Below are 24,789 nucleotides of genomic sequence, written 5' to 3' on the forward strand. Positions count from 1 at the left end.
CTCTACTACCATCAGCTCCCGGCTCTCCCGGCGCAGAATCAACAGAGTGATGAGAATAATAGCCACAGCTACCACCCCGCACAGCAGCCCCACAATAATGCGCACCGATGTCACAGCCTGAAAGACCTTTGCCGCGTCCTCCCGCACCAAAACACCCAGCCCCGGTCCTTGAGATACTTATAGACCACCAGCTGCTCTCTGCCGTTTTCTCCCCGGTAGGAGTAGGTCCCTGCCTGGGCGTCCCCCTCCTCCCTGATGCGGCGGAGGATCTCCTGATAGCCCTGGTCAGTGGTCTCGGTGTTCAGCAGCGCCTCGTCCTCATGATAGAGATATACGCCGGTCTCCGCGTTGAGAAAGGCATACTCACTGTCCGGCGTACCCTTGATGTCCAGGTTCAGCAGCGCGTCCATCAAATGGCTGGCATAAACCCCCGCGCCCACATAGCCCAGGCAGTTCTCCCCGTCAAACACCGGGTAATACATGGAGATGATCATGCTGCCTGTGCCCGGCGACTTCATAATGCCTAGGTTGGTCAGCTCCTGCCGGGCCAGAATGCTGCCCTGAAATTCCTCCAAGGACTCCCCGCTGCGGGTGGTCATGCCAATGGCCCCCTGAGAGGTGTGGGTGAGCACATGGGTGCCCGGGGTGGCTATGTACAGCCCCTCAAAAACTCCTTTGACAGAGGCAAAGTCCTCGGTGTACCGCTGAGCCTTTTCCAAAAGCGCCGGGTCCTCCGGGTCCTGCAAAAGCTCCCGCACCTCGCTGCTCAAGGCAAAGGCCTTTACATACTCCTCTGCCGAGGCCACATAGCCGCTGGTAATCGCTGCCCGGGACTCCACCGCGTCTGTCAGCTGGTTGGTGATGTTTGCCCGCACCGTGGCGGAGGCATTGGTGGAAACCGTGAGCCAGAGCAAAAGCATTCCGGCCAGAATGAGCACTGTGGTGATCATACCAATGCGGGTGGCAAGCTTTTCTTAAAGCAATAAATCAATTTGAGAGGTTCTTTTATGCGTTTTTTCTGTATGATTTCTCAGGCCCCAGGCCTCATTTTCCCTCTGATAATAGAGCCTCTTTTTTTACCGCAATGTATTCTGGCAGAACCCTGCGCTTGGATAAATACGCGCGTCCCCCTGAAGCATCTCGGGCTTAGAGGATGGGGTAGAGATTTGCGCCGGCTGCGGCCGCATGGCAGAGGGGAGAGCCGCCTCCGCATCAGCCCACCGGCTCCCCGCTTGCAGCAAGATTGCCGTGTCGAGGATGCAGCGGGCTCTCTCATAGCCGGCTGCACCTCCCTGGCACATATCCTGCTCTTTGGGAGGCCTGACCGCTTACCGGGGCCAGGAGGCCTGGCCCCCGCCCGGCAGAGTGACGGTAAACGCTACCATCCCATCCTGGCTCTCTGCGGTGATGCTGCCCCCGTGCAGGACGACGATCTCCTTGGCAATGGCCAGCCCCAGCCCCGCGCCCCCGGTGCCTGAGGAGCGGGACTCGTCCAGGCGGTAGAATTTTTCAAACAGGGCCGCAAGCTTTTCTTTGGGAATGGTTTTGCCCTGGTTGACAATGCGGACTGCCACCGCCCCCTCCTGCTCCTGTGCGGTAATGACGATTTCTGTGTTGGGGTAGCTGTAGGCCGCCGCATTCTTCAGCACGTTCTGAAACACCCGGGCCAGCTTGTCCGGGTCCCCAAAGGCAGTAAGGTCCTCCGCCGCTTTCAGCCGGGCGGTGTTGCCGTTTTGCTCAAAAACCGGCAGCAGCTCGTCTGTCAGCTGGGCCAGCAGATAGTACAGGTCTATGGGCTCTTTCTGTATCACGATTTGCTGCAGGTTGTACCGGGTGATGTCAAAAAACTCGTTAATCATCCTTTCCAGCCGGCAGGCCTTGTCCAGGGTAATGCGGGTGTACTTGGCCCGCTGCTCCGGAGGCATGTCCGGGGCCTCGTCCAAAAGGCTCAGGTAGCCGATCACAGAGGTGAGCGGCGTTTTCAAGTCGTGGGCCAGGTAGGCAATCAGGTCATTTTTGCGGGTGGTTTCCTCCTTCAGCCTGCGCTCGTTCTGCAGCAGGGCTGACTTGATGTCTGAAAGCTGGGCGGCAATCTCCGCCTGGCTTTGAGGGAACACCTCCACCGCGTCCCGGTCCCCCTCCATATAGGCCCGCAGACGCTGGCTGATGTCTGTGACGCTGCGCTTTTCCCGGCGTCTGCCTGCCAGCTGTGCAGTGAGAAAGACAAGCCCCAGCCAAATCAGGGTGATGGTGAGAAAAACGCCCAACAGCGCAGGCTTAAGGCGTCTCCAATCAAGGATGGTATGCACCTCTGCCCAGCCCTCGGCAGGGTAATAGTGGGATTCGGTGATGAGAAAGGCCTCTTCAAACCAACGGACAAACACCCCGTCCAGTCCATTGTCCACCAGAAAATACAGGGCCGAACAGGCCGCGAACCCGGCAGTCAGCAGCATGAGCAGCTGTAGAATTTTTGTGATGCTACGTTTCAATTTGATACCCCACTCCCCATACTGTTTTGATATACCCCGCGCCAGGGCCCAGCTTTTCCCGCAAATGGCGGATGTGCACTGTGATGGTGTTGTTGGACTTGGTATAATACTCGTCCTGCCAAATCTGGTGGAACAGCTCCTCTCCGCTGACCACCCGGCCCTTGTTCTCCAACAGAATCCGCAGAATGGAGAACTCGGTGGGGGTCAGCGCCAGGGGCCTGCCGTCCGCCTGGCACTGGTGGGTTTTCACATCCATCCAAAGGCCTCCCTGCTCCAAAACGTCCGGCTCGGGGGCAGCCCTGGCAGGGTTATACCGCTGATACCGGCGCAGCTGGGCCTTTACCCGGGCCACCAGCTCCAAGGGCCGGAAGGGCTTGGCAACATAGTCGTCCGCCCCCAGGGTCAGGCCGGTAATTTTGTCGGTCTCCTCTGCTTTGGCTGTAAGCATAATCACCGGGTAGTTGTGCCGCTCACGGAGCTTCTGGCAAATGGCAAAGCCAGTGACGCCAGGCAGCATCACATCCAGAATGGCCAGGTCCAGCTCTGTGGATTCTATACATGCCAGCGCCTCCCTGGCCGTGTAGAACTTGTACACCTCATAGTTCTCGTTGCGCAAATACAGCTCTACCAGGTCGGCAATCTCTTTTTCGTCGTCCACCACCAAAATCTTTTCCGGCATATCCGCCACCTCCTCACCTCTTTATTTTAACAAATCTACGCTCCGGCGGCAATAGAGAAAGGTAGAAGAAATGGTTAAGATTTTCTTAGGGTTTGCTTTTGCGGGAGATTATAGAACCATGGCAGGAGCGTGCGGGCGAGATGGCTCTGCCGGCTTACTTAAAAGGGCGTCTCAGAGGCTGCTTCAGCCCCTGGACACCCTTCCTTCTCAGACTGCCAGAAGGCCCCTGCATATTATAAAAAGTATACTTTCTTGCTATATGCTGCCTGAGAAAATGTACAAAAAGCTGTTAGCCTTGTTGCTATGCTTCATGCTGGCGGCTCTGGCGGCAGAGGTCCAGGTTCCGCCCCAGGCAGCGGAGGATGACCTCTCTGAGCCGGATGTGCCCATGAACCCTACCCCATCCCAGCGGATGACACTGCCCCGGCGGAAGCGTTTGGGTCTATCACTGGCGTGCGCCTGCCCAGCATCCTTGAGAGGACGTCGCCTACTACAAGAGCTTTACGCGATAATTTCTCTAAGCTTTCAGCATTACCTCAGTCTCAAAGGCTGTAGGTCGTGTTTTTATAAGCCCTTTTGGGGTAGATGGATGACTCCTTCTGAATGACCATGTGAAAAGCCCACCACATACCCAACGCCCTAGAGCCTTGACATAGGATGCTGCGCACAGCTTCATGCAGCACAGTCTTAGGCACTCTACCCATAAGCGGTTGACATTTTCCTCACCATATGCTATGATTGTTTTAAACAAAAAATGTAGGGAGGTAAGCAAATATGTCAGAGATTATTATGGCAAAGGGTCGGACATCCATCAGGCGGTGGAAGCGGCTTCTGGCGGTTATGCTGGCTCTGTTGCTGGGGGCAGTATGGGTCATACCGGCAAGCCCCGCAGACGCGGAAGCGGCGTACACAGATATTCCCGGGGAGAACCACTGGTCGCATGAGGGCATCCTTTTTGTGATTTCTGAAGGCTGGATGACGGGAACTGGCAACGGCAGCTTTTCTCCCCAAAGGATAACGAGCCGGGCTGCGCTGGCCGCTGTGCTGTACCGCATTGCCGGTTCGCCGGAAACGGGCATGTCCGCGGATTTTAAGGATGTCCCCCCAAACGCCTGGTATCAAAAAGCCGTGGACTGGGCTTATCTGACAGGGGTGTCCAGGGGATGCTCCGAAACAGCCTTTGGGCCTGACGACGCCCTTACCAGAGAACAGGCGGTTACCATGCTCTACAGCTTTGCTCAGTCGTGTGGCTATTCCCAGACAGAGCTGTCGCTTTTTTATGACCAGGATGGAGCCTATATGACCTATGCTGATTCGGACCAAGTCAGCCAGTGGGCAATTCCCGCCGTGAATTGGTGCCTGAACGCAGGACTGCTCCAAGGCAGGGAAAAAGACAGCGCTCTTTTGCTTGACCCCAAGGGCCTGGTCACCAGAGAGCAATTAGCGGCCATCCTGTACCGTTTTGACCATATAGTGAAGTGGCCTGGAAAAGGGGACGCCCTGGGAACCGAAGGCAACCGGTTAACGGTTAAGGGACTGTTGACATCGCCAAGCTATGTGATCAACGAGGCCGACGCCGCTCTCCTGGAGGAGCTTCTGGCAGACGAGGGCTGGGAAAAGACAGAAGATTTTTTGGAGTATCCCCCCTCGTTTACCCTCCATTTGGGTGATACCCAGTACCTGTTCTATGTAAGGGATGGGGCATGGCTGGATCAATGCGGCTTCATCACAACCCAAGAGGATGGGGAAAAGGCCTCTGGCGGCATGACCCCCGCAGAGCCCGCCGTGCTGCAAAGAGTCATTGATATCTGCCAGCATTATACGCCTGAATAACTTGAATTCTTTGATTGCAAAGCGGACCGCGAAAAAGCTGAGGACAGGAGCATTCCCGTCCTCAGTTTTTTTCGTTTCCGGCCGACCTATCTTTATTCTTCTCTATGCTTTTACCAATGGTCAGGAATGCCCTCTTTTTTGGCGCTGGGCCGTAAAAATGTTTTTAGTTATTTGCTCCTGATCCGTCTCGGTCAGTCCTATAAACCGGCACCCATATTCAAATTTGCCATCGTCTTTCTCTATGACGCGGACGATTTCAGCGAACATAGCCGACTCTGGCCTCTCCTCTAACAGCCTGACCTTCAGCAAAAATTTGTCGCCCTCGTGGTATTTGTACTCCGAGCCGACACTGGCCCCGCCCACGCTGATATTCAGCAGCTTGCAGGGCTTTTCTCCCATTGACAGGCCGCTGAACATTGTGGCGGTGGCTTCCAGGTTTGTGTCCAGCCGGAAAAAAGCGCGGTCATTGCCCACATGAACAACGGTCAATTCCTCCACCTGCCATATATGCTTGGGGCCAGGCGTAATGACGCCCTCCATATACACCGCTTTTCTCTCATAGTCGCTATATCCTCGAATTCTGGCATGGATGGACTCCGTGTCCTCGGCAATTTCGGATTCGGAATACTGGTGCAGCTCCGCTTTGTCTCCATGCAGGCCAAGCAGCTTTGCCACAAAAAGCAGCTGCCCTGCATCCGTTGTTACTTCCACCCGCATACCGGAATAAGCGCCCAGGCTCTCGTTGGCTTCCTTGCTTTCCTGAGGCGGCTGCGCTTTCGTCTTCCTACTGAAAAGGTCAAATAAACCCACAATATTCCTCCCTGTTGTTCTAACTTCTCAAAGCTGATTGGATTATCTTTTCTCCCACAGCTGCTTCAGCTTTTCATCGGCCCAAACGACCCGGTTCCGTCCGGACTTCTTTGCGTCGTACAGCATGGTGTCCGCAACTTTTAAGCAAAAGCCGTAGTCGGTCCCCAGCTCGGGCATCACAGTGACCCCGCCGATACTGACCGTGACCCACTGAGCCACAGACGGGTCATGGGGAATGTGCAGGTTTTCTACCTCGCGGCGGATGTTTTGCAAATGCTCAAATATCTGCTGGGAGGAGTCGCCCATAACCAGCGCGACAAATTCCTCGCCGCCATAGCGGGCCAGAAAATCCGTGCTGCGCTGCAAGCGGGACGCCGCCGTCTGCGCCACAGTGGCGATCACTTTATCTCCGGCAGGATGGCCAAAGGTGTCGTTATACACCTTGAAGCGGTCGATGTCAAACATGCAGATGGAGATGGGAACCTGCAGCCGGATGGCCTCGCTCCACATGGTGGCGCTGCACTGCTCATACCCGCGCCGGTTCGCAATCCCTGTGAGCTGGTCGGTCATGGATTGCTGCTCAATCTGCCTGCGATAGCGGTACAGCTTGACATGCGTGTTGACCCTCGCCTTCACAATCAGAGGGTTGAACGGCTTGGTGATATAGTCAACCGCCCCCAGAATCAGCCCGCGCTGCTCGTCTGCCACGCCGGACAAGCTGGTAATCAATATGACCGGGACGCTTTGGGTAATGATTTCCTCCTGCAGCTTTTTCAAGAGTGTAAAACCGTCCATTCCTGGCATCACAACATCCAGCAGAATGAGCGAGAAGTTTCCGTCGCTTGCCCAACGCAGTCCATCCTCGGCCCTCTGGGCAACGGTAACATCGTACTCGTCCTCCAGAATGGCCTTTAACCGGGCTGCTTGCACAATGCTGTCGTCTACAATCAGAATTTTTTCCATAAGCGTGTCCCCTCACTATGTTTACTTCAAACTTTCTATTGACAACTCGAGTTTTTGTGTAAGGAATCAAAAAAGGCGCAAAAAGACGGGCGAGATAAAGATAGAGAGCATCTCGTCAGTTTTTTCAAGCTTGGCAGAAAGCCGTTTTTCCTGTATCATGCGATTTGTATTGCTGACTGATTGCGGTCAAAACAACAACGCACTAAGATGATTATTCCAAGGTAGTGAATGTTCACCCCTTTCAAAATTCAAAAAAATCCCACAGAAACCATACTTCAAAACCGGAGAGGTAGTGAACGTTCATTAACTTATGCCTAAAAATGAACCGCCTTTCAGCGGTACATCTCTATTTTCTCCCCCATTTTTTGGGTTTGTTGGGCTTCAAATAGCCGCTTAGCCCGCTGCTCAACAACTGAAACACGGTGTCCTCGGTTTCCTGGTTGTTCGGCAATATTCCCTCTACCACATATTTTGCGTACATAACCGTGGATGTGAGGACATGGAGCCACAGCAAATCCTGATTGATCCGGTCCAGGCTTGGAAATACCCTTTTGAAAACCTGAACCATCCCAAGAAATGTCTTGAAATAGGTCACATCCCGGGTCTTGTCGTACTCTGGGAAAAACGCACTGTCCCGGAAACGATGATAAAAAACAGTTTCGTCCGGGTGGGACGTCCAGAACCGGAAATAGGGCAGCCACAGTCCCTTGATCGCTCCCATCGGGTCCGTAAGCATTGCCAGAGGATTGAACCTCAAATGCTCAAAAATCACCGCCACCTGTTTGTCCACATAAGTAAAGCACTCTACCAACAGCTGCTCCTTGCCATCGAAGTGGCGGTAAATTGCCCCTGACGAAACGCCTGCCAGTTCGCTGACATTCTGGATGCGTACCCCCTCAAGGCCGTATTGCCGCACAGCCTTGATTGCCGCAAGAATGATTCGTGTTTTGGTGTCATCCAGCGTGACCACTTCCCCCCTGCAGGCTTCTCCTGTCAGCCGCTTACAGAGGAATTATATACCACTTTGCTCTTTTTGGCAATACTTTTTCGCTTATTTATCCGCCGTATATTAACCATTTAGAAGCGCCTTATAGGCAAAGTTTTGTGACAATTTTCCGCTAAAATAGAAAATCAATTTTCCAAAGAGCAACCGCGATGTGATTTCCTCTTTAATGTCCACCTGGATAAGCTCAAGTAAAACCCCACCAACAAAAAAAAGAACGGCAAGAGACAAGCTCTCAACCGTTCTTTTTTGCTGACTCCATGAGGCAAACGCCTGTCCTACGCCCGAAGATTCAGCCCCCGGTCCATGGACCGCAGGGAGGCATAGTGGGGCGGCGTTACCTGGAAATTCTTCAGAAATTGGTTCATGGCGGCAAAGCCCTTTTTGCTGGCAGGCTGAAATTGGAGCAGACTGCCCAGGTTCTTCCGGTCCGCGTCCAGAAGCCCAGTGACGCTGAAATGGAAGTCCCGGGAAAGGGTTTGCAAAGCGCCGGAGGCGTCCAGGAATGAGGCCCATACCCGGGCGGCAAGGCCCTCGGTCACAGGCGCGTCCGGGTCGTCCACCGGCGTCAGCTCCGGCTCCGGGGCAATGCCGGGCTCGTAGAAAAACTGAAAGCCCTCCGGCGGGACCATGTCATAATCCAGAATCCACGGGTCCTCCGCCAGGGTCAGCCCGCCGGGAATCACATTGCTGTGCCCGGAGACAGCGGTGTTGAAATTCCGGTGGCTGAACAGCCCCAGGGCCTCATAGTCGGGAATCTCAAACTGGTCCAGCCCCCGCTCCTCCGCCATTTTTGTCACGCAACCGGTAATGGCTCCAATGGCCTCCTCGCTCTGGTGGTAGTACCTGGCGTTATAATACCGGAACTGCGCCCCCTCCCGGGAGGCGTACTGCTGCCCCTCTGCCTGGTTGCGCCGGACAGCCGCGCTGAGGATGCGCTCCCGGAAGTGGTCGTATACTGTGGAGAGAGCAACCTCCTCCATGCCCCCTGCGGCGGCAGGCACAGGGTACTGGCTCTCCCGGCAGGCGGTGAGAAAGTCTCCGGCAAGACGCTCAAAGGCGTTGGCCAGACCCTCCGCAGAGAGGCTGCCGTCAAAAAACTGGTCCGCCAAACGGTCCATCTCCTGGTCCATGGCCTCTACCGCCTTGCTGGTTTTGGGACTGGCATACAGCTTACTGTCCGTGAAAAACATTTCCTTCAGCCCCTGAATCTGCCCCTGGTGGGAGGGGAGCGGTTCGGGCTTGCCCCAGGCGGAGGAGTTCAGCTCCTCCGCTGTCACGGGGCGGCGGTCTTGAAGAGGAACGCGGTTGGACCGGCTCTGCTGGTAAACCTGATAAAGACCTGAGCCGGTAATGGGATTGCTGGCGCTCAAAGCAATCACTGCCTTTCTACCTGATTTTTTCTTTCTATATAGGTAATCGGCAGCGGCAAGAGAAAAATAAGGCTTAAGCCCTGATTTCCGCCTTGATCTTTCCCAGGGCCCCTTTTTCCAGCCGGGACACCTGGGCCTGAGAAATGCCCACCTGGCTGGCCACCTCCATCTGGGTGCGGCCGTCCAGAAAGCGCATGGAGAGAATGCGCTTCTCCCGGTCGCTGAGATTGTGAATGGCCTGCTTCACGGCCAGCTCCTCCAGCCATTCCTGGTCGTCTCCGCCGCCCACCTGGTCCATAATATACACCGGGTCGCCCCCATCGGAGAAGGTGGGCTCGTAGAGAGAAACCGGCTCCACAATAGCCTCCAAAGCCACCACCACGTCCTCCCGGCGCATTTCCAGAGCCTGGGCAATCTCCTCCACTGTGGGCTCCTTCCCCTTTTCCGCGGTCAGACGCTCCTTGCACTGAATGGCCTTATAGGCAGTGTCCCGCATGGAGCGGCTGACCCGCACCGAGTTGTTGTCCCGCAGAAACCGCCGGACCTCGCCGATAATCATGGGCACCCCATAGGTGGAAAACTGCACCCCCTGGCTCACGTCAAAATGGTCGATGGCCTTCATCAGGCCAATGCAGCCCACCTGAAACAGGTCGTCGGGGTTTTCGCCCCGGTTTCCAAAACGCTGTATTACGCTGAGCACCAGCCGCAGGTTGCCGGCAATCAGCTTCTCCCGGGCCTCCTTGTCGCCGTCGTGGCTGCGGATGAGCAGCTCCCGCATCTCATCGCTTTTCAATACCTTCAGCTTTGCGGTGTTGACCCCGCATATCTCAACCTTTCCCTGCATAAAAACACCTCCGTTGTTGGTCTCTTTAAAGGTATTCTCTGCCTGTTCTGGGGTTTTAAACAGAGCGCACTCTGCCGCCGGACGCAGGGACGGCCTGCCATATAGGAAAAATGCCTATATGGCAGGCCGAAGCAGGGTGAAAAAATTTTTTTGCACAGATTCCCCGGAAACCGTCCGCCAGAAGAACAGAAGCACGCTGCCGGGCAGCGGAGGCGCGGGGAATAATCAGGAAGGCTTTCGCACTGTGTTGGTAAATACGTCGGCCACCTCGGTAATGGTGATGTAGGCCTGGGGGTCGCACTGGTGGACCAGCTCCTTCATGCGGCCGATCTGAAAGCGGTTGAGAATGATGTAGGCGCAGCATTTCACGTTGCCAGAGTAGTAGCCAGCGGCGGGCAAAATGGTGACCCCGCAACCAAAGGTCTCCGAGAGGGCCGAGCAGACCTCCTCCTGCTTCCCGGTGATAATCATAGCGGCTTTCGAGCGGTCTATGCCCTCCACAATAAAGTCCACGGTTTTCAGCGCAGCCATGTAGGTGACAATGGAGTAAAGGGGCAGCACCCAGCTGCCAATCACCACGCCGCACACCATGTAAAGGGCCACATTATACAGCATCACAAAGGTGCCTACCGTCAGTCCCAGACGCTTGGCAAAAATCACCGCCAGCACCTCAATGCCGTCCATGGCCCCCCCAAACCGGATGGCAAGCCCGGAGCCCATGCCGGAAATAATGCCCCCGAACAGGGCGCACAGCAGCAGGTCCTCTCCGGCCAGCGGAGAGGCAAGGCTCACGTCCACTGGGAGCACGTCGGTGATGAGAAAGGCGCTGATCGCGTACACCAGCACAGTGTAGGTGGAGTAAACCGTAAAGCCCGCGCCCTGTCGCTTAAGGCCAAAGAGAAACAGAGGCACATTGAGAACCACCAGGAAGAAGGAGAGGGAGAGCCACTCCGGGGTGATTTGGGAAAAGAGGATGGAGGTGCCGGAGATTCCGCTGTCGTAAAGCTGAACCGGGGCAATGAACAGGGTGACGCCAATGGCGTTGACAGCTCCTGCCAGAGTGAGAAGGATAAAGTTCTGGACACGGAGCGTTTTGAGCTGGGCTTTCATGGCAGTCAGATTCATAGAGTCCCTCCCGTTTCAAATTCTCAGTATATAAACAATTATATTAGAAAATGATGAAAATAGCAAGAGAAATCTGACAAATGGCCTCCGTGCCGTTCTCATTTTACCACCGGCCCATTAAAATAATTTGCGCCTGCATAAATAATCCGGCCTGCTTTGCCCCATCCTTATCCCGAAAGAAAAAATTAAAAATAATAACGATTCCTACTTTACAAAATCTGGAAACTGTGCTATACTGTCCCTAAGCTCCCCGGCAGGCCGCAGCCTGTGGCTGCGGGCGGCTGCTCTGTGGGGAAGGGTGTGAGTAACTTGGAGGCCAGGCGGCAGAATTTCAGCCGGAAGCGGGCCGCGATTCTGGCGGCGCTGCGGGAAACCCGCTGTCACCCCACCGCCGAGTGGGTCTATCGGACCCTCAAGCCCCAATACCCGGACCTGAGCCTTGCCACTGTCTACCGCAACCTGAACCACCTGCGGGAGACCGGCCAAGTGGTGAGCCTGGGCTCCATCGGTGGATATGAGCGGTTTGACGGCGAGCTGCGCCCCCACGCCCATCTCATCTGCCAGGGCTGCGGCGCGGTGGTGGACCTGTGGCAGGGAAGCCCCTCTCCGGAGGAACTGGCGGCTGTAGCCAAAGAGGCCGGCTGCCGCATCCATGGGGTAAGCGTGGCCTTTACCGGCCTGTGCCCGGAATGCGTAAAGAAGGAGGAGCAGCATGGAGCTGAGGAAGATCACCTTTAACAATATGGACGAGCTGGCGGCGTTGACCGTACACGAGGAGCAGCGGGAATTTGTGGCCCCCAACATGACCAGCCTGGCCGAGGCCTATGTGGCTGTCAGCAGCGGGGGCCAGGCCCATCCCTTTGGCCTGTATGAAGGAGAGAGGCCCGTAGGCTTTGTGATGTTTGGCTATGACAGCCTGGACGACCCGGACGAGCCGGCCATTGCCAAAGGAAACTACTGCCTGTGGCGGTTTATGATCGACTGGAAGCACCAGGGCAGGGGGCTGGGCAAGCTGGCCCTGCAGGCCTGCCTGGACCTGCTGAAAACCAGACCCTGGGGCCCGGCAGAGAGCGTGTGGCTCAGCTATGAGCCGGAGAACCAGGCCGCGCGGGCCCTGTACCACAAATTCGGCTTTGAAGAAAACGGTCAGATGTGCGGCGAGGAGATTGTGGCCGCAAGAAAGCTCTAGTCAAAAGGCGCAGTTGTTTGGCGCGTTTGAATATAATTTTAAAACGGAGGAATGATTCACATGAAGAAGTTTGTATGCCCTGTCTGCGGCTATGTCCACGAGGGAGACACCCCCCCTGAGAAGTGCCCCCAGTGCGGCGTTCCCGGCGCAAAGTTTGTAGAGCAGAGCGGCGACATGAACTGGGCCGCCGAGCATGTGGTGGGCGTGGCCCAGGGCGTGAGCCAGGAGATTCTGGACGGCCTGCACGCCAACTTCCAGGGCGAGTGCACCGAGGTGGGCATGTACCTGGCCATGGCCCGTGTGGCCCATCGCGAGGGCTATCCTGAAATCGGCATGTACTGGGAGAAGGCTGCCTGGGAGGAGGCCGAGCATGCCGCCAAGTTTGCCGAGCTGCTGGGCGAGGTTGTGACCGACAGCACCAAGAAGAACCTGCAGATGCGAGTTGAGGCCGAGAACGGCGCTACCGACGGCAAGGTTCAGCTGGCCAAGCTGGCCAAGGAGCAGGGCCACGACGCCATTCATGACACTGTGCACGAGATGGCCCGGGACGAGGCCCGCCACGGCAAGGCTTTCAAGGGCCTGCTGGAGCGTTATTTCAAGTAAGCCATGGATATCAAGGGGAAAATTGAGGAGCTGGTAGAACGGCTCAAAAACGACAAGGCTTTGCAGGATGGCTTTCTCAAGGAGCCCATCCCCACCCTGGAGAAGCTGCTGGGCGTGGACCTGCCTGAGGAACAGCTGAAGCAGCTGGCGGACGGGGTGCGGGCAAAGCTGAACCTGGACAAGGCCGGGGACTTCCTCGGCGGATTGCTGGGTAAAAAGTAGACAAATGGAGGTTGCGGTTATGGATAAGTATGTATGCCCCTGCGGCTATGTGTACGACCCCGCTGCCGGCGACCCGGACAACGGCATTGCCCCTGGCACTCCCTGGGAGCAGGTGCCCGAGGACTGGGTGTGCCCGGTGTGCGGTCTGGGCAAGGATTCCTTTGAGAAGGAATAAGCGGCCATAGAAAAGGCCGGGGGCTTTTGGGCTCCCGGCCTTTTTGCCGTTTTTCCGGCGGTTTTTTATAACTGTGTCCCTCTTCCGCTCTTGCGCTGAGCCCTGGGGCCGTGTATAATAGAAAGCAGGGCGGCAAGGCCGTCCCCAAAACCAGGAAAGAAGGATCTGTCATGAAAACAAAAAAAGCCATTCTGCTGCTTGCGGCTGTTCTGGCCGTGACCCTGCTGACCTCGGGATGCTCTCTTTTGAAGGAGAGCCCCAGCGCCTTTACCGCCGCCACGCTGGAGGGCGGTAGCTTTACCCAGAAGGACCTTCAGGACAAGGACCTAACCGTGGTGAACCTGTGGGCGACCTACTGCGGCCCCTGCATTGCGGAGATGCCGGACCTGGCCGCTTTTGAAAAGGCCCTGCCGGACAATGTGCGGCTGGTCACCGTGTGTATGGACGCCCAGGGAAATGAGGAGGCCGCAAAGGCTCTGCTGGAAAAAGCGGGCTACGAGGGCATTACCCTGGTCAGCGGAGACGAGGGCTTTTACGCCATGTTCAGCGACGTTCAGGCAGTGCCCACCACGGTCTTTCTGGACGCGGGAGGAAACCGGGTGGGAGACCCCATTGTGGGCGGCGGCCTCGCGGACTTCTCCGGCGCCTACCTGGCGGCAGTCAACAAGGCCCTGAAGGCCAGCGGCAAGGGAGAGATTCAGCTTGAGAAGTAAAATGCTGCGGCTGACACAGTGGGGGCTGCTGGCGGCAGGGGCGGCGCTCCTGACCATTGGGCTGGCGCGGCAGGAGCACAGAGAGGTTTTGCAAAAGGCGGTGATGATATGCCTGGAATGCATCGGAATCGGCTGAGCAGACTGAGGCTGTCCTTTCAGCGCAGGGTTCAGCTGGCGGCGGCTGTGCTGATGAACGGCTATGCCCTGGGCTTTGCCAAGGGGAAAATCTTTACCGGCGGCACAAAGGCCCTTTGCGTCCCAGTGCTCAACTGCTACTCCTGCCCTGGCGCGCTGGGGGCCTGTCCCATCGGGTCCCTGCAGGCGGCATTGGGAGGCAGCAGCCGGCATTTCCCCTTTTATGTGCTGGGGCTGCTGATGCTGTTCGGGGTGCTGCTGGGCCGGCTGGCCTGCGGCCTGCTGTGTCCCTTCGGGCTGGTGCAGGACCTGCTCTACAAGCTGCCCACCCCCAAATGGAAAGCGCCCAAAAGGCTCGACCGATCTGCCCGGTGGGGCAAATATCTGGTACTGCTGGTACTGGTGGTGCTGATTCCCGCCTTTGCGGTGACAGACACCGGCGTCACCCCGCCGGCCTTTTGCAAATATCTCTGCCCCGCAGGCACACTGGGGGGCGGCATTCCCCTGCTGCTGACGAACCCCTCCCTGCGGGGACTGGCCGGGGCGCTTTTCAGCTGGAAGACCCTGGTACTGGTCCTGATTCTGGCAGCGTCTGTGGCAACCGAGCGGCCCTTCTGCCGGTATCTCTGTCCGCTGGGGGCCTTTTATGGCCTGTTCAGCCGGTTCAGCCTGTTTCAGGTGCAGTTGGACAAGGCGAAGTGCGTGGGCTGCAAAAAATGTGAGCAGGCCTGCCCTATGGCCGTGGAGGTCACAAAAAGCTGCGGCACTGTCCACAGCCCGGAGTGCATCCGCTGCGGCAAATGCAAGTCAGTCTGCCCCACAGGGGCCATAACCACCGGCCTTGCCAAAAACCAGAACAGGCCGGGCGAGGACGAGCAGGCCTAGAGTCTGACTGGTCAGAAGAAGCCCCTGCTTTCTCTGAAAAAGCTCTTGACATGGAGCGCGCTCCATAGGGTATACTCTTTCACAACAGAATTCACAAAAGGAAAGGCAGGGATTTGCATGAGCACAAAAATCGTGCCCGGCACAGGCGGCGACAGATATGTCCCCTATGAGGAGCGCACCGGCAACGAGTCCATTGTCTACTTTACCCGGGACCTGTCTGCGGAAGGCCTGCGCAGAATCTACCAGCGGGTCAGCGGAGAAATGACCGGCAGGGTAGGGGTGAAGCTCCACACCGGCGAGCGCCATGGGCCCAACATTATCCCCCGTCCCTGGGTAGAGCATCTGATCAGAACCGAGCTGCCGGAGGCGGCGGTCATTGAGACCAACACCTACTATCAAGGGGGCCGCTACACCACCGAGGCCCACCGGGAGGCCCTGAGGACCAACGGCTGGACCTTCTGCCCGGTGGACATTATTGACGCGGACGGGACCGTTATGCTGCCGGTAAAGAACGGCAAATGGTTCACAGAGATGTCTGTGGGCAAGGGCCTCACCGGCTACGACTCCATGCTGGCGTTGACTCACTTCAAGGGCCATACCAAGGGGGGCTTCGGCGGCTCCAATAAAAACATTGGCATTGGCTGCGCCGACGGGCGGGTGGGCAAGGGCATGATTCACACCACCCCCGGCTCTGCCGACATGTGGAACATTGGGGCAGAGGAGTTTATGGAGCGTATGACCGAGTCAACCAAGGCCTCTGTTGACTTTTTTGGCAGGCATACCGCCTATGTGAATGTGATGCGCAACATGTCTGTCTCCTGCGACTGCGAGGGTGTGGGGGCTGAGCCGGTGGTCACCCCTAATATTGGCATCACGGCATCCGCCGACATTCTGGCAGTGGACCAGGCCTCGGTAGACCTGGTCTATGCCCTTAGCGAGAGCGACCGCCATGCTTTGGTGGAGCGCATGGAGACCCGCCACGGCCTGCGGCAGCTTACCTATATGAAGGAGTTGGGCATGGGTAATGACCGCTACCTTCTCATTGACATTGACAATGGCGACGCGGTGATTCTTCCCAAAGACGCGGTAAAGGGCGTAAAGCCCTTTGCGGGTTGAGCCTCACAAGAGTAAATACGAATTATAACCACCTGTCAAAGAGGTGACATGCACAAGGGTGGAAAGCCCATGCTACCGGCCAGCGTCTGAAAGCGCTGGCTTTCACATGCGTTCAACCCTATTGTCCTTACCACTTTTCTGCCCCAGATGTTTGCATTTCCACCTCGTATCTGATAGAGTATGCATGTCATTCATTTTGATGGCCTCCTTTTGTTGTCTCTCGCTGTTGCCACACCGTGTTCCTATTTTACACCAAAAGGAGTTTTTCTTTCTACATCATCGACAGAAGCTTTCTTTTGAACCACTCGCAAGGCGGGTGGTTTTCGTGAAAAAAAAAGAGCCCGGACCTATGGTCCGGACTCCTTTGACTATGGAATCAATCAGCTCAGGTCCATGCCGTAAACCTCGCTGATGTGAGCGGGGTCGTAGGCGTCGAAGCCCTGGAGCTCAATGTTCTTGTCATACTGCTCCTGCCAGATAGCCAGGATGCCGTCGATGTTGTTGCTCTCAACAGTCTGGACAGCCTCCTCCAGCAGCTTGTTGAACTCAGCCTCGTCCTTAGCCATCAGGATCTGGGGCAGGCGGACCTGCAGCTCATCCTGGATAGCCTTCAGCTGAATGCCTTCGTCGGTCTGGGGGTCGATGAGGTTGGGCAGGCCGGTGTTCTGGTCGGTGATGAACTTGGTGCCCTCATGGGGGTTCTCTCTGCTCTGAGAGAACAGATCGCTCTGGATAGAAACAACCCAGTTGCGCTTATCGGGATCCTGCTGAGCGTTAACAGCAAACTTGATGCTATCCATCCAGTCAGAGGAAGCAGGCTGCGTCCACAGCCAAGCGCCGGCAGCGTTCATTTCGTCAGAGGTGATGTCGGCATAAGGCTTGGTCAGCTGGGGAATGCCGTTCTCGTCGGTGCCTTCCCACAGACCGCCCTCCGGGCCGTAGCAAACCTCACGGGTGCCCTCTTCGGAGATCAGGTAAGTAAACAGGTCGAAGATACGCTGGGGACGATCTGCGCTGGTGGTGATAACGTTAACGTTCCAGCCCACAGTGCCATTCTCGTCGCCGTAGCAGACCTTAACGTCCTTGTTGGCCTTGGGCCACATGGGGAAGTCCTTGGTAATCTCGCTGTTGGGATCGCCCAAAACCTCGTAAGAAACCTCGCCGTTGGACTTCTCGCGGGTAATGCGGCGGAAGTTATTGGAGTCGTCCTGAGAGAAGTCGTAGAACATCAGGGCGGGACGGCCGTTGGTCATCTTCTCCTCCCACATGGGGCCGTCGTCAGTGAACTCCTCAGAGGACCACAGGCCCTCGTTGTACCACTGATTAGCCATCTTCAGAGCCTCAACAAACAGGGGCTCGCGCACGCAGATCTCCAGCTTGCTGTTCTCCTGGGTGAAGTAGTTCTCAACCAGGTTGCGGGCGCCCAAAGAGCGGTAGAACTGCTGGTATACATAGAAGCCGTTGTTGGTGTTGGTGGTGGCAAAGGGAATGATGGACTGACCGGTGTAGGAGGTCAGGTTCGCTTCCTTGACCTTCAGGCAGTAGTCATGCAGGTCGTCCATGGTCTCCAGCTTGGGAGAGCCGACTTTCTTATAGGTATCTGTGTTGATGATCCAGGCGTAGTTGCCGCCGGTGGCCACGGCGCCCTCGCCGCGGGGCCAGTTGGGGATGCCGTACAGCTTGCCGTCGACCTTCTGGAGCTCTTTGGCGATCTCGGCCACGTCAGTCTCGAAGGAGCAGCCGGGATACATGAACTGCTCGATCTCCTGCAGAGCGCCGGCACGGACCACGCTGTTCAGCACGCGGCCGCGGTCCAGAATCATGGAGTCGGGCAGGTCGCCGCCGGTCAGCATGATGTTCAGCTTGGAGTCGGGGTCAGCGTCGGGCATGGAGAACTCCACGTCCACGTTGAACTTGTCGGCCCAATACGCGGAGACAGCGTCACCGCCCCACTCCTTCAGCTGGGCCCAGTCATAGTACCAGTAGCAGGTGAAAGCATAGTGCTCGCTGGTATCGTCGGGACCAGCAGAGACATTGCTGGGCTCGCCTTCGTCCTCGCCGGCAGAGCTGGCGTCGCCGCTCTCGGTGCTGGCGGTGGAGCTGTTGCCGCCGCTGCTGGAGCTGTTGCCGCTGTCGCCGCAAGCCGCAAACACGCTTACGACCAGGGCAAGAGCCAGCAACAGGGCCAAAATTCTCTTGCTCATTGTTTTCGTCCTCCTAAGACAAAAATTATTTTCATTCAGGCTGGCGGACAGCCCACTGCCGTCCGCCGCCCGGAATGACATAGTGAATCCTGCGCTCCCCTATCAGCCCTTGATGGAGCCGATCATGATGCCCTTGAGGAAGAACCTCTGCAGGAAGGGGTAGATGATAACGATGGGCAGGATAGAAGTAATCATGGTGGCCATGGTAATAGAGCGCACATTGGTCTCTTTGCCCTTGGCTACGTTACCTATAGCAGCAGCACTAGCGCCGGACGCAGCCATCTTTTCGGCAAAGGCGGCCTCGTTGATAATGCGCAGCAGCACAGAGGTCATGGGCTTCAGGTCCTGGTCGGTGATGTAGATGTTGGGCATAAACCAGTCGTTCCAATGGAACACGCCGAAGTACAGGGCGATGGTGGCAATAATGGGGGTGGAGACGGGCCAATAAATCTTGAAGAAGATGGTGATGTAGTTGGCGCCGTCAATACGGGCGGACTCCTCCAGAGCGTCCGGCACAGACTGGAAATAGGAGCGCATGAGGATCATATTCCAGATATTTACCAGGTTGGGGATGATGTAAACCCAGAAAGTGTTGGCCAGGCCCAGGGTGCGGATGAGGAAGTAGGTGGGGATCAGGCCGCCGCCGAAGTACATGGGAATCAGGCAGAAGAAGGTGTAGAACTTTCTGCCCGCCAGGTTCTTACGGGAGAGACCGAAAGCCAGAGCGCCGGTGACCACCAGGCCGGATGCGGCGCCGAGGAAGGTACGGGCAAAGGTGATGCCATAGGCCTTCCAGATCATGGGGTTGGTGAACACCTGCTTGTAGTTGGCTGCGGTAGGCACACGGGGATAGACGGTGATGCCGCCCAGAATCGTGTCGTCCGCTTTGTTGAAGGAAATAGCAAGAGAGTTCAGGAAGGGGTACAGCGTGGTGATGAACACCGTGACCATAATGACCACCATGGCTATAATGATGACATAGTCGCTGAACACCTTTTTGGATTTCATCTTATGTCTCGTTTCTTTTACACCTGTCATAAGGCATAAGCCTCCTTTCTCCAATTATTATCAGAACAGGGCGTTTTCACCAGCCTTATCGGCAATAGTGTTGGCGCCAATCAGCAGCACAAAGTTGATCAGGGACTTGACCAGGCCTGCCGCAGTACCGAAGGAAGCGCGGTTCTCAGAGATACCTACCTTGAAGATGTAGGTGTCGATGACGTTGGCAGTCTCCTTCAGCATGGGGTTGCCCATCTGCTTGGTGAGCATCATGATCTGGTCAAAGTTCTGGTTCAGAATGCCGCCCACGTTCATGATAAAGAGGAGAACGATGGTGGGCTTGATCGCCTTGATGGTGATATGCCACATCTTCTGGGCGCGGGTGGCGCCGTCGATATCGGCGGCCTCATACATCTCCGCGTCCACACCGGCCATGGCCGAGATGAAGATAATGGAGTTCCAGCCCAGCTCCTTCCAGATGTCGGAGACCAGGGCCAGGCCCCAGAACAGGTCGCCCCTGCCAAAGAAGTCGATGGGCTCCTTGAACAGGCCGGTGGCCAGCAGAATCTCATTGACCGCGCCGCCGTCAACCTTCAGGAAGTCGAACAGCAGCGTGGCGCACACGGTCCAGGAAATGAAGTGGGGCAGGTAGCTGACTGTCTGGATGACCTTTTTGGTAAGGTCATGGTGCATCTCATTGAGGAACACCGCGAAAATAATGGGGCACACAAAGCCAATGGTGAGCTTCAGGCCGCTGATGGCCAGGGTGTTGCGCAGCACCATGGGCAGGTTCTTGTCTGTAAACAGCATAATGAACTGCTTGAATCCCACCCACTCGCTCTGGCCGGGGAAATCGCCCAGGCGGTACTCCTGGAACGCCATGACCAGACCGTAGATGGGTATGTAGCTGAACACGAACAGCAACAGGATGCCAGGGATCACCAGAATCTGCAGATCCCATTGCTCGATGGCCCGGGCAAAGAAATTCGCCTTCTTTCTCGGGGCGGTGCTTGGATTAGTCAATGCTCATCACTCCCATTGGCTTTCCCTCTTGCAGGGAAAGCCATTTTTATTGCGGGGGGCATGCCCCCCAAAAAATTTTTTCGTACCCGTGCGTATTGCGTATCAGTGACCTTGGCTATCCCTCCCCAGTCAAAGTGGAATTGCCGCCGGGAGCCCTCGGGGGCTGTCCGGCCAGGAGAGACCTGCCTCTCCAGGATAGCTATATAACAATTTTCACAGCTATATGGCTATCATCCATGGCTATAATACCATATCCCGCACGAAATTGCAAGCAAAATAAAAACTTTTTCTGAAAAAATTGTGAACTATGCTTGGAGCGAGCAAATAATGACTGAAAACCATTGGGCGGGCAGATTTTTTTTGCGCTATCCGTCAGGGGAAAAATCGACAAATAATCCCGCAGACGCTTGCTATTTTCCCGCTTTTAGAGTATACTGCGTAATAGATTATGAAACCAGAGAGGACGGATGGACATGCCCTTTATTGATGTAAAAGCCAGCTGCCCCATCACCCCCGAGCAGGAGGCCGGCCTGAAAACCCAGCTGGGCCAGGCCATTGCCATGCTGCCCGGCAAAACAGAGGAGAGTTTGATGCTGCGCTTTACCGGCCAGTGCCGCATGTGGCATGCCGGAGCGCAAAACGGGCCCATTGTTATGGTGGAGGCCGCCATCTACGGCAGCGCTCCCTCTCAGGCGGTCCAGTCCTTTGGCAGCTTTACTGTAAAGCTGCTGAAGGAGACGCTGGACGCCAGAACGGTCTATTTCAATCTGAGGCAGAGCACCGATTGGGCCTGGTAGACTTTGGCCCGCCAATGCCGTTATATACATTACCACAAACACAGCCTGGTGAACAGTTACAAAATTACTACAATTTCACAAGCCCCACTGTTTTCCCGTGGGAGCACGGAGAAAGGATACTCCATTTTATCAGAAAGGAATGTGCATTATGCCAAACAAGAAAATAGCCATTGTCATGGGCAGCGACAGCGACCTGCCCGCCGTTGCCCCGGCCAAAAAACGCCTGGAAAGCCTGGGCATTCCCCTGGAGGCCCACATTATTTCTGCACACCGCACCCCTGAGGCTGCGGCGGAGTTCTCGAAAAACGCCTGGAGCAGGGGCTTTGGGGCCATCATCGCGGCGGCGGGCAAGGCCGCCCACCTGGCCGGAGCCCTGGCGGCCAACACCACCCTGCCGGTAATCGGCATTCCCATCAAGTCCTCTACCCTGGACGGGCTGGACGCTTTGCTCTCTACAGTACAGATGCCCAGCGGCGTGCCTGTGGCCACTGTGGCCATTGACGGGGCTGACAACGCCGCACTGCTGGCAGCCCAGATTCTGGCAGTGGAGGACGAGGCCCTGGCGGCAAAGCTGCAGCAGCTGAAGGAGGACATGAAGCAGGGCGCGCTTGACAAGGACGCCGCTTTACAGTCTCGGGACTGGTAAGGGGAACTCCTTTCCACCGGGAGGCTCCCTCTGGCGCCGGCGTCAGGCTAAGACTGCCAGGTAAGAACGGCGGCAAGACCCTTTGAACCGGGCCGGAGAGGAAGGAATGCCTCTACATTACTATTCATAGAATAAGCATAACAGCTTTTTGGATGGGACAAGCTGCCAGAAGTCAAAATAAACATATGGAAAGGACCCATGGAGCATGAAAAAAAGCATCATGAGAAAATACGCCCGGCTGGCCGTGCAAAAGGGCGTCAGCCTGCAAAAGGGCCAGGGGGCAGTCATCAGCGCCAGCGTCAGCGAGCACGCCTTCGCTGAGATGGTGGCCGAGGAGGCCTACCGGGCCGGAGCCAAATGGGTGCGGATGGAATGGACGGACCAGACCGTTACCCGGCTCCACTACCGCCACCAGACCGTCACCGAGCTGTGCAAGGTAGCGGACTGGACCGTGGAAAAGATGAAGTTCACCGCCAAGGAGCTGCCCTGCATGATCCACATCGCCTCTGCTGATCCGGACGGCCTGAAGGGCATCAACCCCGGCAAAATGCAGAAGGCCATGATTGCCCAGAGCAAGGTGTTCAAGCCCATTCAGGACGAGATGGAGAACAAGTACCAGTGGACCATTGTGGCCGTGCCCTCCAAGGCCTGGGCCAAAAAGGTCTTCCCCGGCGAGCGGACCAGCACTGCTGTGGAGAAGCTGTGGGCGGAAATCCTCCGGGCCGTGCGAATCACCGAGGACAATGACCCAGCGGCCGAGTGGGACCAGCACAACAAGAACCTGCGGGAGAAGTGTGAAAAGCTCAATGCCCTGGACCTGGACTACCTGCATTATCAGGCCCCCAACGGCACGGACTTCAAGTGCTGGCTCATTCCCGGAGGAGTCTGGCACGGGGGCAGCGACACCCTGGCCTCCACCGGCGTGGAGTACAACCCCAACATGCCCAGCGAGGAGGTCTTCACCTCTCCCCTGCGGGGCAAATGCGAGGGCACGGTGGTGTCTACCCTGCCCCTCTCCTATCAGGGCACGATCATCGACAGCTTTTCCATGGACTTCAAGGACGGCAGGGCTGTGGCCGTCCACGCGCAGGAGCACCAGGACCTGCTGGAGAAGATGATCACCATGGACGAGGGCGCGGCCATGGTAGGCGAGCTGGCCCTGGTGCCCCACGACTCCCCCATCTCCAACAGCGGGGTGCTGTTCTACAACACTCTGTTTGACGAGAACGCTGCCTGCCACATTGCCATGGGCCGGGGCTTTAACGAGACCCTCCCCGGCTTTGCGGACATGGACAAGGAGCAGCGCAAGGAGGCCGGCGTTAACGACTCCATGATTCATGTGGACTTTATGATCGGCTGCAAAGAGCTGAACATCACCGGCTATACCAGGGACGGCAGAGAGGTCGCCATTTTCAGAGACGGCGGCTGGGCCATCTGACAACAGAAGGAGGAGCAAACATGAGCATTGACCAGGAGAGCCTGGCTCCCCAGGGGGAGCAGAAGCTGAAAAGCTACAGCGACAGCTATAAGGCCGCAGGGGTGGACGTGACCGCGGGGTACGCCTCGGTGGAGCTGATGAAGAAGCATGTGGCCCGCACCATGATCCCCGGGGTGGTCTCGGGCATTGGCGGGTTTGGGGGGCTGTTTCAGCCTGACCTGGCCGGGATGAAGGAGCCCCTGCTGGTCTCGGGCACCGACGGGGTGGGCACCAAGCTGAAAATTGCCATGCTGCTGGACCGGCATGACACCATTGGCATCGACGCGGTGGCCATGTGCGTCAACGATGTGATATGCTGCGGCGCAAAGCCCCTGTTCTTTCTGGACTACATTGCCTGCGGCAAGAACTACCCGGAGAAAATTGCCTCTATTGTCTCCGGGGTGGCCGAGGGCTGCGTACAGGCAGGCTGCGCCCTCATTGGCGGGGAGACTGCCGAGCACCCGGGCATGATGCCCCCTGAGGACTACGATCTGGCCGGTTTCACCGTGGGCGTGGTGGACCGGGAGAAGGTTATTGACGGCAGCCGCCTGGCCCCCGGGGACGTGCTCATCGGGGTGAAGTCCTCAGGCGTGCACTCCAATGGTTTTTCACTGGTGCGCAAGGTCTTCGGCATTGGCAAAATAGAGGACTCCGGGGAGTCGCTGGTGGGTGCGGCCATGGGGCTGGCAGTGTCCGTGGCAAAGATGCTGCAGAAGGACCAGGACATTGTCAACCGCCATTATGACGAGCTGGACGGCACCCTGGGCGAAGCCCTGCTCACCCCCACCCGCATCTACGTCAAGGCCGCGCTGGCGGCTATGGAGGCCGCGGACGTGAAGGCCGTCAGCCACATTACCGGCGGCGGGTTCTACGAGAACATCCCCCGTATGCTCACCCCCGGCCTCACCGCGAAAATCGAGAAGGCCGCTGTGCCCGTCCTCCCCATTTTCAGCCTGATTCAGCAGACCGGCGGCATTCCGGAGCGGGACATGTTCAACACCTTCAACATGGGGGTGGGCCTGTGCCTGGCCGTGTCCAAGGAGACGGCGGACCAGGCGGTGGCCGCTATCAACGGCGCGGGAGAGGAGGCCTTTGTGCTGGGCGAGGTGGTCTCCGGAGAGGAGGGCGTCATTCTATGGTGAGAATCGGCGTGCTGGTCTCAGGAGGAGGCACCAACCTGCAGCAGCTTATTGACGCTCAGGCCGCCGGAAGACTGGGCGGCGGGGAGATTGTCACGGTGGTCTCCAGCAAGCCCGGGGTCTACGCCCTGGAACGGGCCCAAAAGGCCGGCATTGAGGCCATTGCCCTGAGCCGGAAGGACTACCCTGACGTGGAGGTCTACAGCCAGGCGTTGATCGACGCCCTGAATGCCCGGAACGTGGAGCTGGTGGTGCTCTCGGGCTTTCTCACCATTACCAGCGACAGCTTTGTGCAGGCCTTCCCCAACCGCATCATGAACGTGCACCCGGCCCTGCTGCCGGCCTTT

Annotated in this window: 26 protein-coding genes and 1 pseudogene; 15 read left to right on the top strand and 12 right to left on the bottom strand. The window is 57.0% G+C overall.

What is annotated here, in order from left to right:
- Positions 1-110 precede the first annotated feature (110 nt).
- From ACTO5E_RS04780 to vanR, 3 genes and pseudogenes are all read right to left on the bottom strand, one after another.
- Complete coding sequence (locus ACTO5E_RS04780) at positions 111-950, bottom strand: cache domain-containing protein (RefSeq protein ID WP_482302038.1); 840 nt, start codon at positions 948-950, stop codon at positions 111-113.
- Positions 951-1,328: 378 nt separating this feature from the next.
- Positions 1,329-2,084 (bottom strand): annotated as a pseudogene (locus tag ACTO5E_RS04785) (sensor histidine kinase); the annotation flags it as partial.
- 394 nt (positions 2,085-2,478) lie between these two features.
- A complete protein-coding gene (vanR, locus tag ACTO5E_RS04790) occupies positions 2,479-3,168 on the bottom strand; it encodes a VanR-ABDEGLN family response regulator transcription factor (protein WP_482302040.1) in 690 nt (229 codons plus the stop codon).
- A 774-nt stretch (positions 3,169-3,942) separates the two neighbouring features.
- Between vanR and ACTO5E_RS04795 the strand changes: the two genes are divergently transcribed.
- Positions 3,943-5,001: an S-layer homology domain-containing protein gene (locus tag ACTO5E_RS04795; protein ID WP_482302041.1), complete on the top strand. Its 1,059-nt coding sequence runs from the start codon at positions 3,943-3,945 to the stop codon at positions 4,999-5,001.
- A 120-nt stretch (positions 5,002-5,121) separates the two neighbouring features.
- Here ACTO5E_RS04795 and ACTO5E_RS04800 read toward each other — a convergent pair whose 3' ends face one another.
- The 6 genes from ACTO5E_RS04800 to ACTO5E_RS04825 form a co-directional block, all read right to left on the bottom strand.
- Positions 5,122-5,811, bottom strand: a complete 690-nt coding sequence (locus ACTO5E_RS04800) for a PilZ domain-containing protein (protein ID WP_482302043.1) — start codon at positions 5,809-5,811, stop codon at positions 5,122-5,124.
- Positions 5,812-5,853: 42 nt separating this feature from the next.
- Positions 5,854-6,774, bottom strand: coding sequence for a diguanylate cyclase (locus tag ACTO5E_RS04805; RefSeq protein WP_482302045.1), 921 nt, complete (start codon positions 6,772-6,774; stop codon positions 5,854-5,856).
- A gap of 346 nt (positions 6,775-7,120) precedes the next feature.
- Positions 7,121-7,744: a TetR/AcrR family transcriptional regulator gene (locus tag ACTO5E_RS04810; protein WP_482302047.1), complete on the bottom strand. Its 624-nt coding sequence runs from the start codon at positions 7,742-7,744 to the stop codon at positions 7,121-7,123.
- A 311-nt stretch (positions 7,745-8,055) separates the two neighbouring features.
- On the bottom strand, positions 8,056-9,150 hold the full coding sequence (locus ACTO5E_RS04815) for a hypothetical protein (RefSeq protein WP_482302049.1): 1,095 nt from the start codon (positions 9,148-9,150) through the stop codon (positions 8,056-8,058).
- A gap of 73 nt (positions 9,151-9,223) precedes the next feature.
- Positions 9,224-9,994: an RNA polymerase sporulation sigma factor SigG gene (gene sigG / locus ACTO5E_RS04820; protein ID WP_482302050.1), complete on the bottom strand. Its 771-nt coding sequence runs from the start codon at positions 9,992-9,994 to the stop codon at positions 9,224-9,226.
- A 225-nt stretch (positions 9,995-10,219) separates the two neighbouring features.
- Positions 10,220-11,119 carry a YitT family protein gene (locus tag ACTO5E_RS04825; protein WP_482302052.1) on the bottom strand — a complete coding sequence of 300 codons (900 nt, stop codon included), beginning with the start codon at positions 11,117-11,119 and terminating at the stop codon, positions 10,220-10,222.
- 300 nt (positions 11,120-11,419) lie between these two features.
- Here ACTO5E_RS04825 and ACTO5E_RS04830 point away from each other — a divergent pair, with 300 nt between their 5' ends.
- From ACTO5E_RS04830 to ACTO5E_RS04870, 9 genes are all read left to right on the top strand, one after another.
- Positions 11,420-11,857: a Fur family transcriptional regulator gene (locus ACTO5E_RS04830; RefSeq protein WP_482302054.1), complete on the top strand. Its 438-nt coding sequence runs from the start codon at positions 11,420-11,422 to the stop codon at positions 11,855-11,857.
- Complete coding sequence (locus ACTO5E_RS04835; RefSeq protein WP_482302056.1) at positions 11,832-12,308, top strand: GNAT family N-acetyltransferase; 477 nt, start codon at positions 11,832-11,834, stop codon at positions 12,306-12,308. The genes ACTO5E_RS04830 and ACTO5E_RS04835 overlap by 26 nt, the downstream gene beginning before the upstream one ends.
- Before the next feature lie 60 nt (positions 12,309-12,368).
- On the top strand, positions 12,369-12,911 hold the full coding sequence (locus ACTO5E_RS04840; RefSeq protein WP_482302058.1) for an NADH peroxidase: 543 nt from the start codon (positions 12,369-12,371) through the stop codon (positions 12,909-12,911).
- Positions 12,912-12,914: 3 nt separating this feature from the next.
- On the top strand, positions 12,915-13,133 hold the full coding sequence (locus ACTO5E_RS04845) for a hypothetical protein (protein WP_482302060.1): 219 nt from the start codon (positions 12,915-12,917) through the stop codon (positions 13,131-13,133).
- 19 nt (positions 13,134-13,152) lie between these two features.
- Positions 13,153-13,308: a rubredoxin gene (gene rd, locus ACTO5E_RS04850; RefSeq protein WP_120427681.1), complete on the top strand. Its 156-nt coding sequence runs from the start codon at positions 13,153-13,155 to the stop codon at positions 13,306-13,308.
- A gap of 170 nt (positions 13,309-13,478) precedes the next feature.
- Positions 13,479-14,021 carry a TlpA family protein disulfide reductase gene (locus ACTO5E_RS04855; RefSeq protein WP_482302062.1) on the top strand — a complete coding sequence of 181 codons (543 nt, stop codon included), beginning with the start codon at positions 13,479-13,481 and terminating at the stop codon, positions 14,019-14,021.
- Positions 14,011-14,157: a CD1871A family CXXC motif-containing protein gene (locus ACTO5E_RS04860; protein WP_482302064.1), complete on the top strand. Its 147-nt coding sequence runs from the start codon at positions 14,011-14,013 to the stop codon at positions 14,155-14,157. Before ACTO5E_RS04855 ends, ACTO5E_RS04860 begins: the two co-directional genes overlap by 11 nt.
- Entirely contained in the window at positions 14,139-15,041 is a 903-nt protein-coding gene (locus ACTO5E_RS04865; RefSeq protein ID WP_482302066.1) for a 4Fe-4S binding protein, read from the top strand. Before ACTO5E_RS04860 ends, ACTO5E_RS04865 begins: the two co-directional genes overlap by 19 nt.
- Before the next feature lie 117 nt (positions 15,042-15,158).
- On the top strand, positions 15,159-16,157 hold the full coding sequence (locus tag ACTO5E_RS04870) for a DUF362 domain-containing protein (protein ID WP_482302068.1): 999 nt from the start codon (positions 15,159-15,161) through the stop codon (positions 16,155-16,157).
- 380 nt (positions 16,158-16,537) lie between these two features.
- Here ACTO5E_RS04870 and ACTO5E_RS04875 read toward each other — a convergent pair whose 3' ends face one another.
- The 3 genes from ACTO5E_RS04875 to ACTO5E_RS04885 form a co-directional block, all read right to left on the bottom strand.
- The gene (locus ACTO5E_RS04875) at positions 16,538-18,361 is read right to left on the bottom strand and encodes a type 2 periplasmic-binding domain-containing protein (RefSeq protein WP_482302070.1); all 1,824 of its coding nucleotides are present in this window, start codon (positions 18,359-18,361) and stop codon (positions 16,538-16,540) included.
- A 102-nt stretch (positions 18,362-18,463) separates the two neighbouring features.
- Entirely contained in the window at positions 18,464-19,369 is a 906-nt protein-coding gene (locus ACTO5E_RS04880) for a carbohydrate ABC transporter permease (RefSeq protein ID WP_482302072.1), read from the bottom strand.
- 60 nt (positions 19,370-19,429) lie between these two features.
- A complete protein-coding gene (locus tag ACTO5E_RS04885) occupies positions 19,430-20,383 on the bottom strand; it encodes an ABC transporter permease (RefSeq protein WP_482302074.1) in 954 nt (317 codons plus the stop codon).
- Between the two features lie 473 nt (positions 20,384-20,856).
- Here ACTO5E_RS04885 and ACTO5E_RS04890 point away from each other — a divergent pair, with 473 nt between their 5' ends.
- From ACTO5E_RS04890 to purN, 5 genes are all read left to right on the top strand, one after another.
- Entirely contained in the window at positions 20,857-21,180 is a 324-nt protein-coding gene (locus ACTO5E_RS04890; protein WP_482302076.1) for a hypothetical protein, read from the top strand.
- A 148-nt stretch (positions 21,181-21,328) separates the two neighbouring features.
- The gene (gene purE, locus ACTO5E_RS04895) at positions 21,329-21,826 is read left to right on the top strand and encodes a 5-(carboxyamino)imidazole ribonucleotide mutase (RefSeq protein ID WP_482302078.1); all 498 of its coding nucleotides are present in this window, start codon (positions 21,329-21,331) and stop codon (positions 21,824-21,826) included.
- A 205-nt stretch (positions 21,827-22,031) separates the two neighbouring features.
- Complete coding sequence (locus ACTO5E_RS04900; protein WP_482302080.1) at positions 22,032-23,264, top strand: aminopeptidase; 1,233 nt, start codon at positions 22,032-22,034, stop codon at positions 23,262-23,264.
- Positions 23,265-23,284: 20 nt separating this feature from the next.
- Positions 23,285-24,445, top strand: coding sequence for a phosphoribosylformylglycinamidine cyclo-ligase (gene purM / locus ACTO5E_RS04905; RefSeq protein WP_482302081.1), 1,161 nt, complete (start codon positions 23,285-23,287; stop codon positions 24,443-24,445).
- Positions 24,439-24,789 (top strand): phosphoribosylglycinamide formyltransferase (gene purN / locus ACTO5E_RS04910; protein ID WP_482302082.1); only part of this gene is annotated, 351 nt, incomplete at its 3' end. The genes purM and purN, both read left to right, overlap by 7 nt.

The sequence above is a fragment of the Acutalibacter sp. genome (assembly GCF_056800975.1).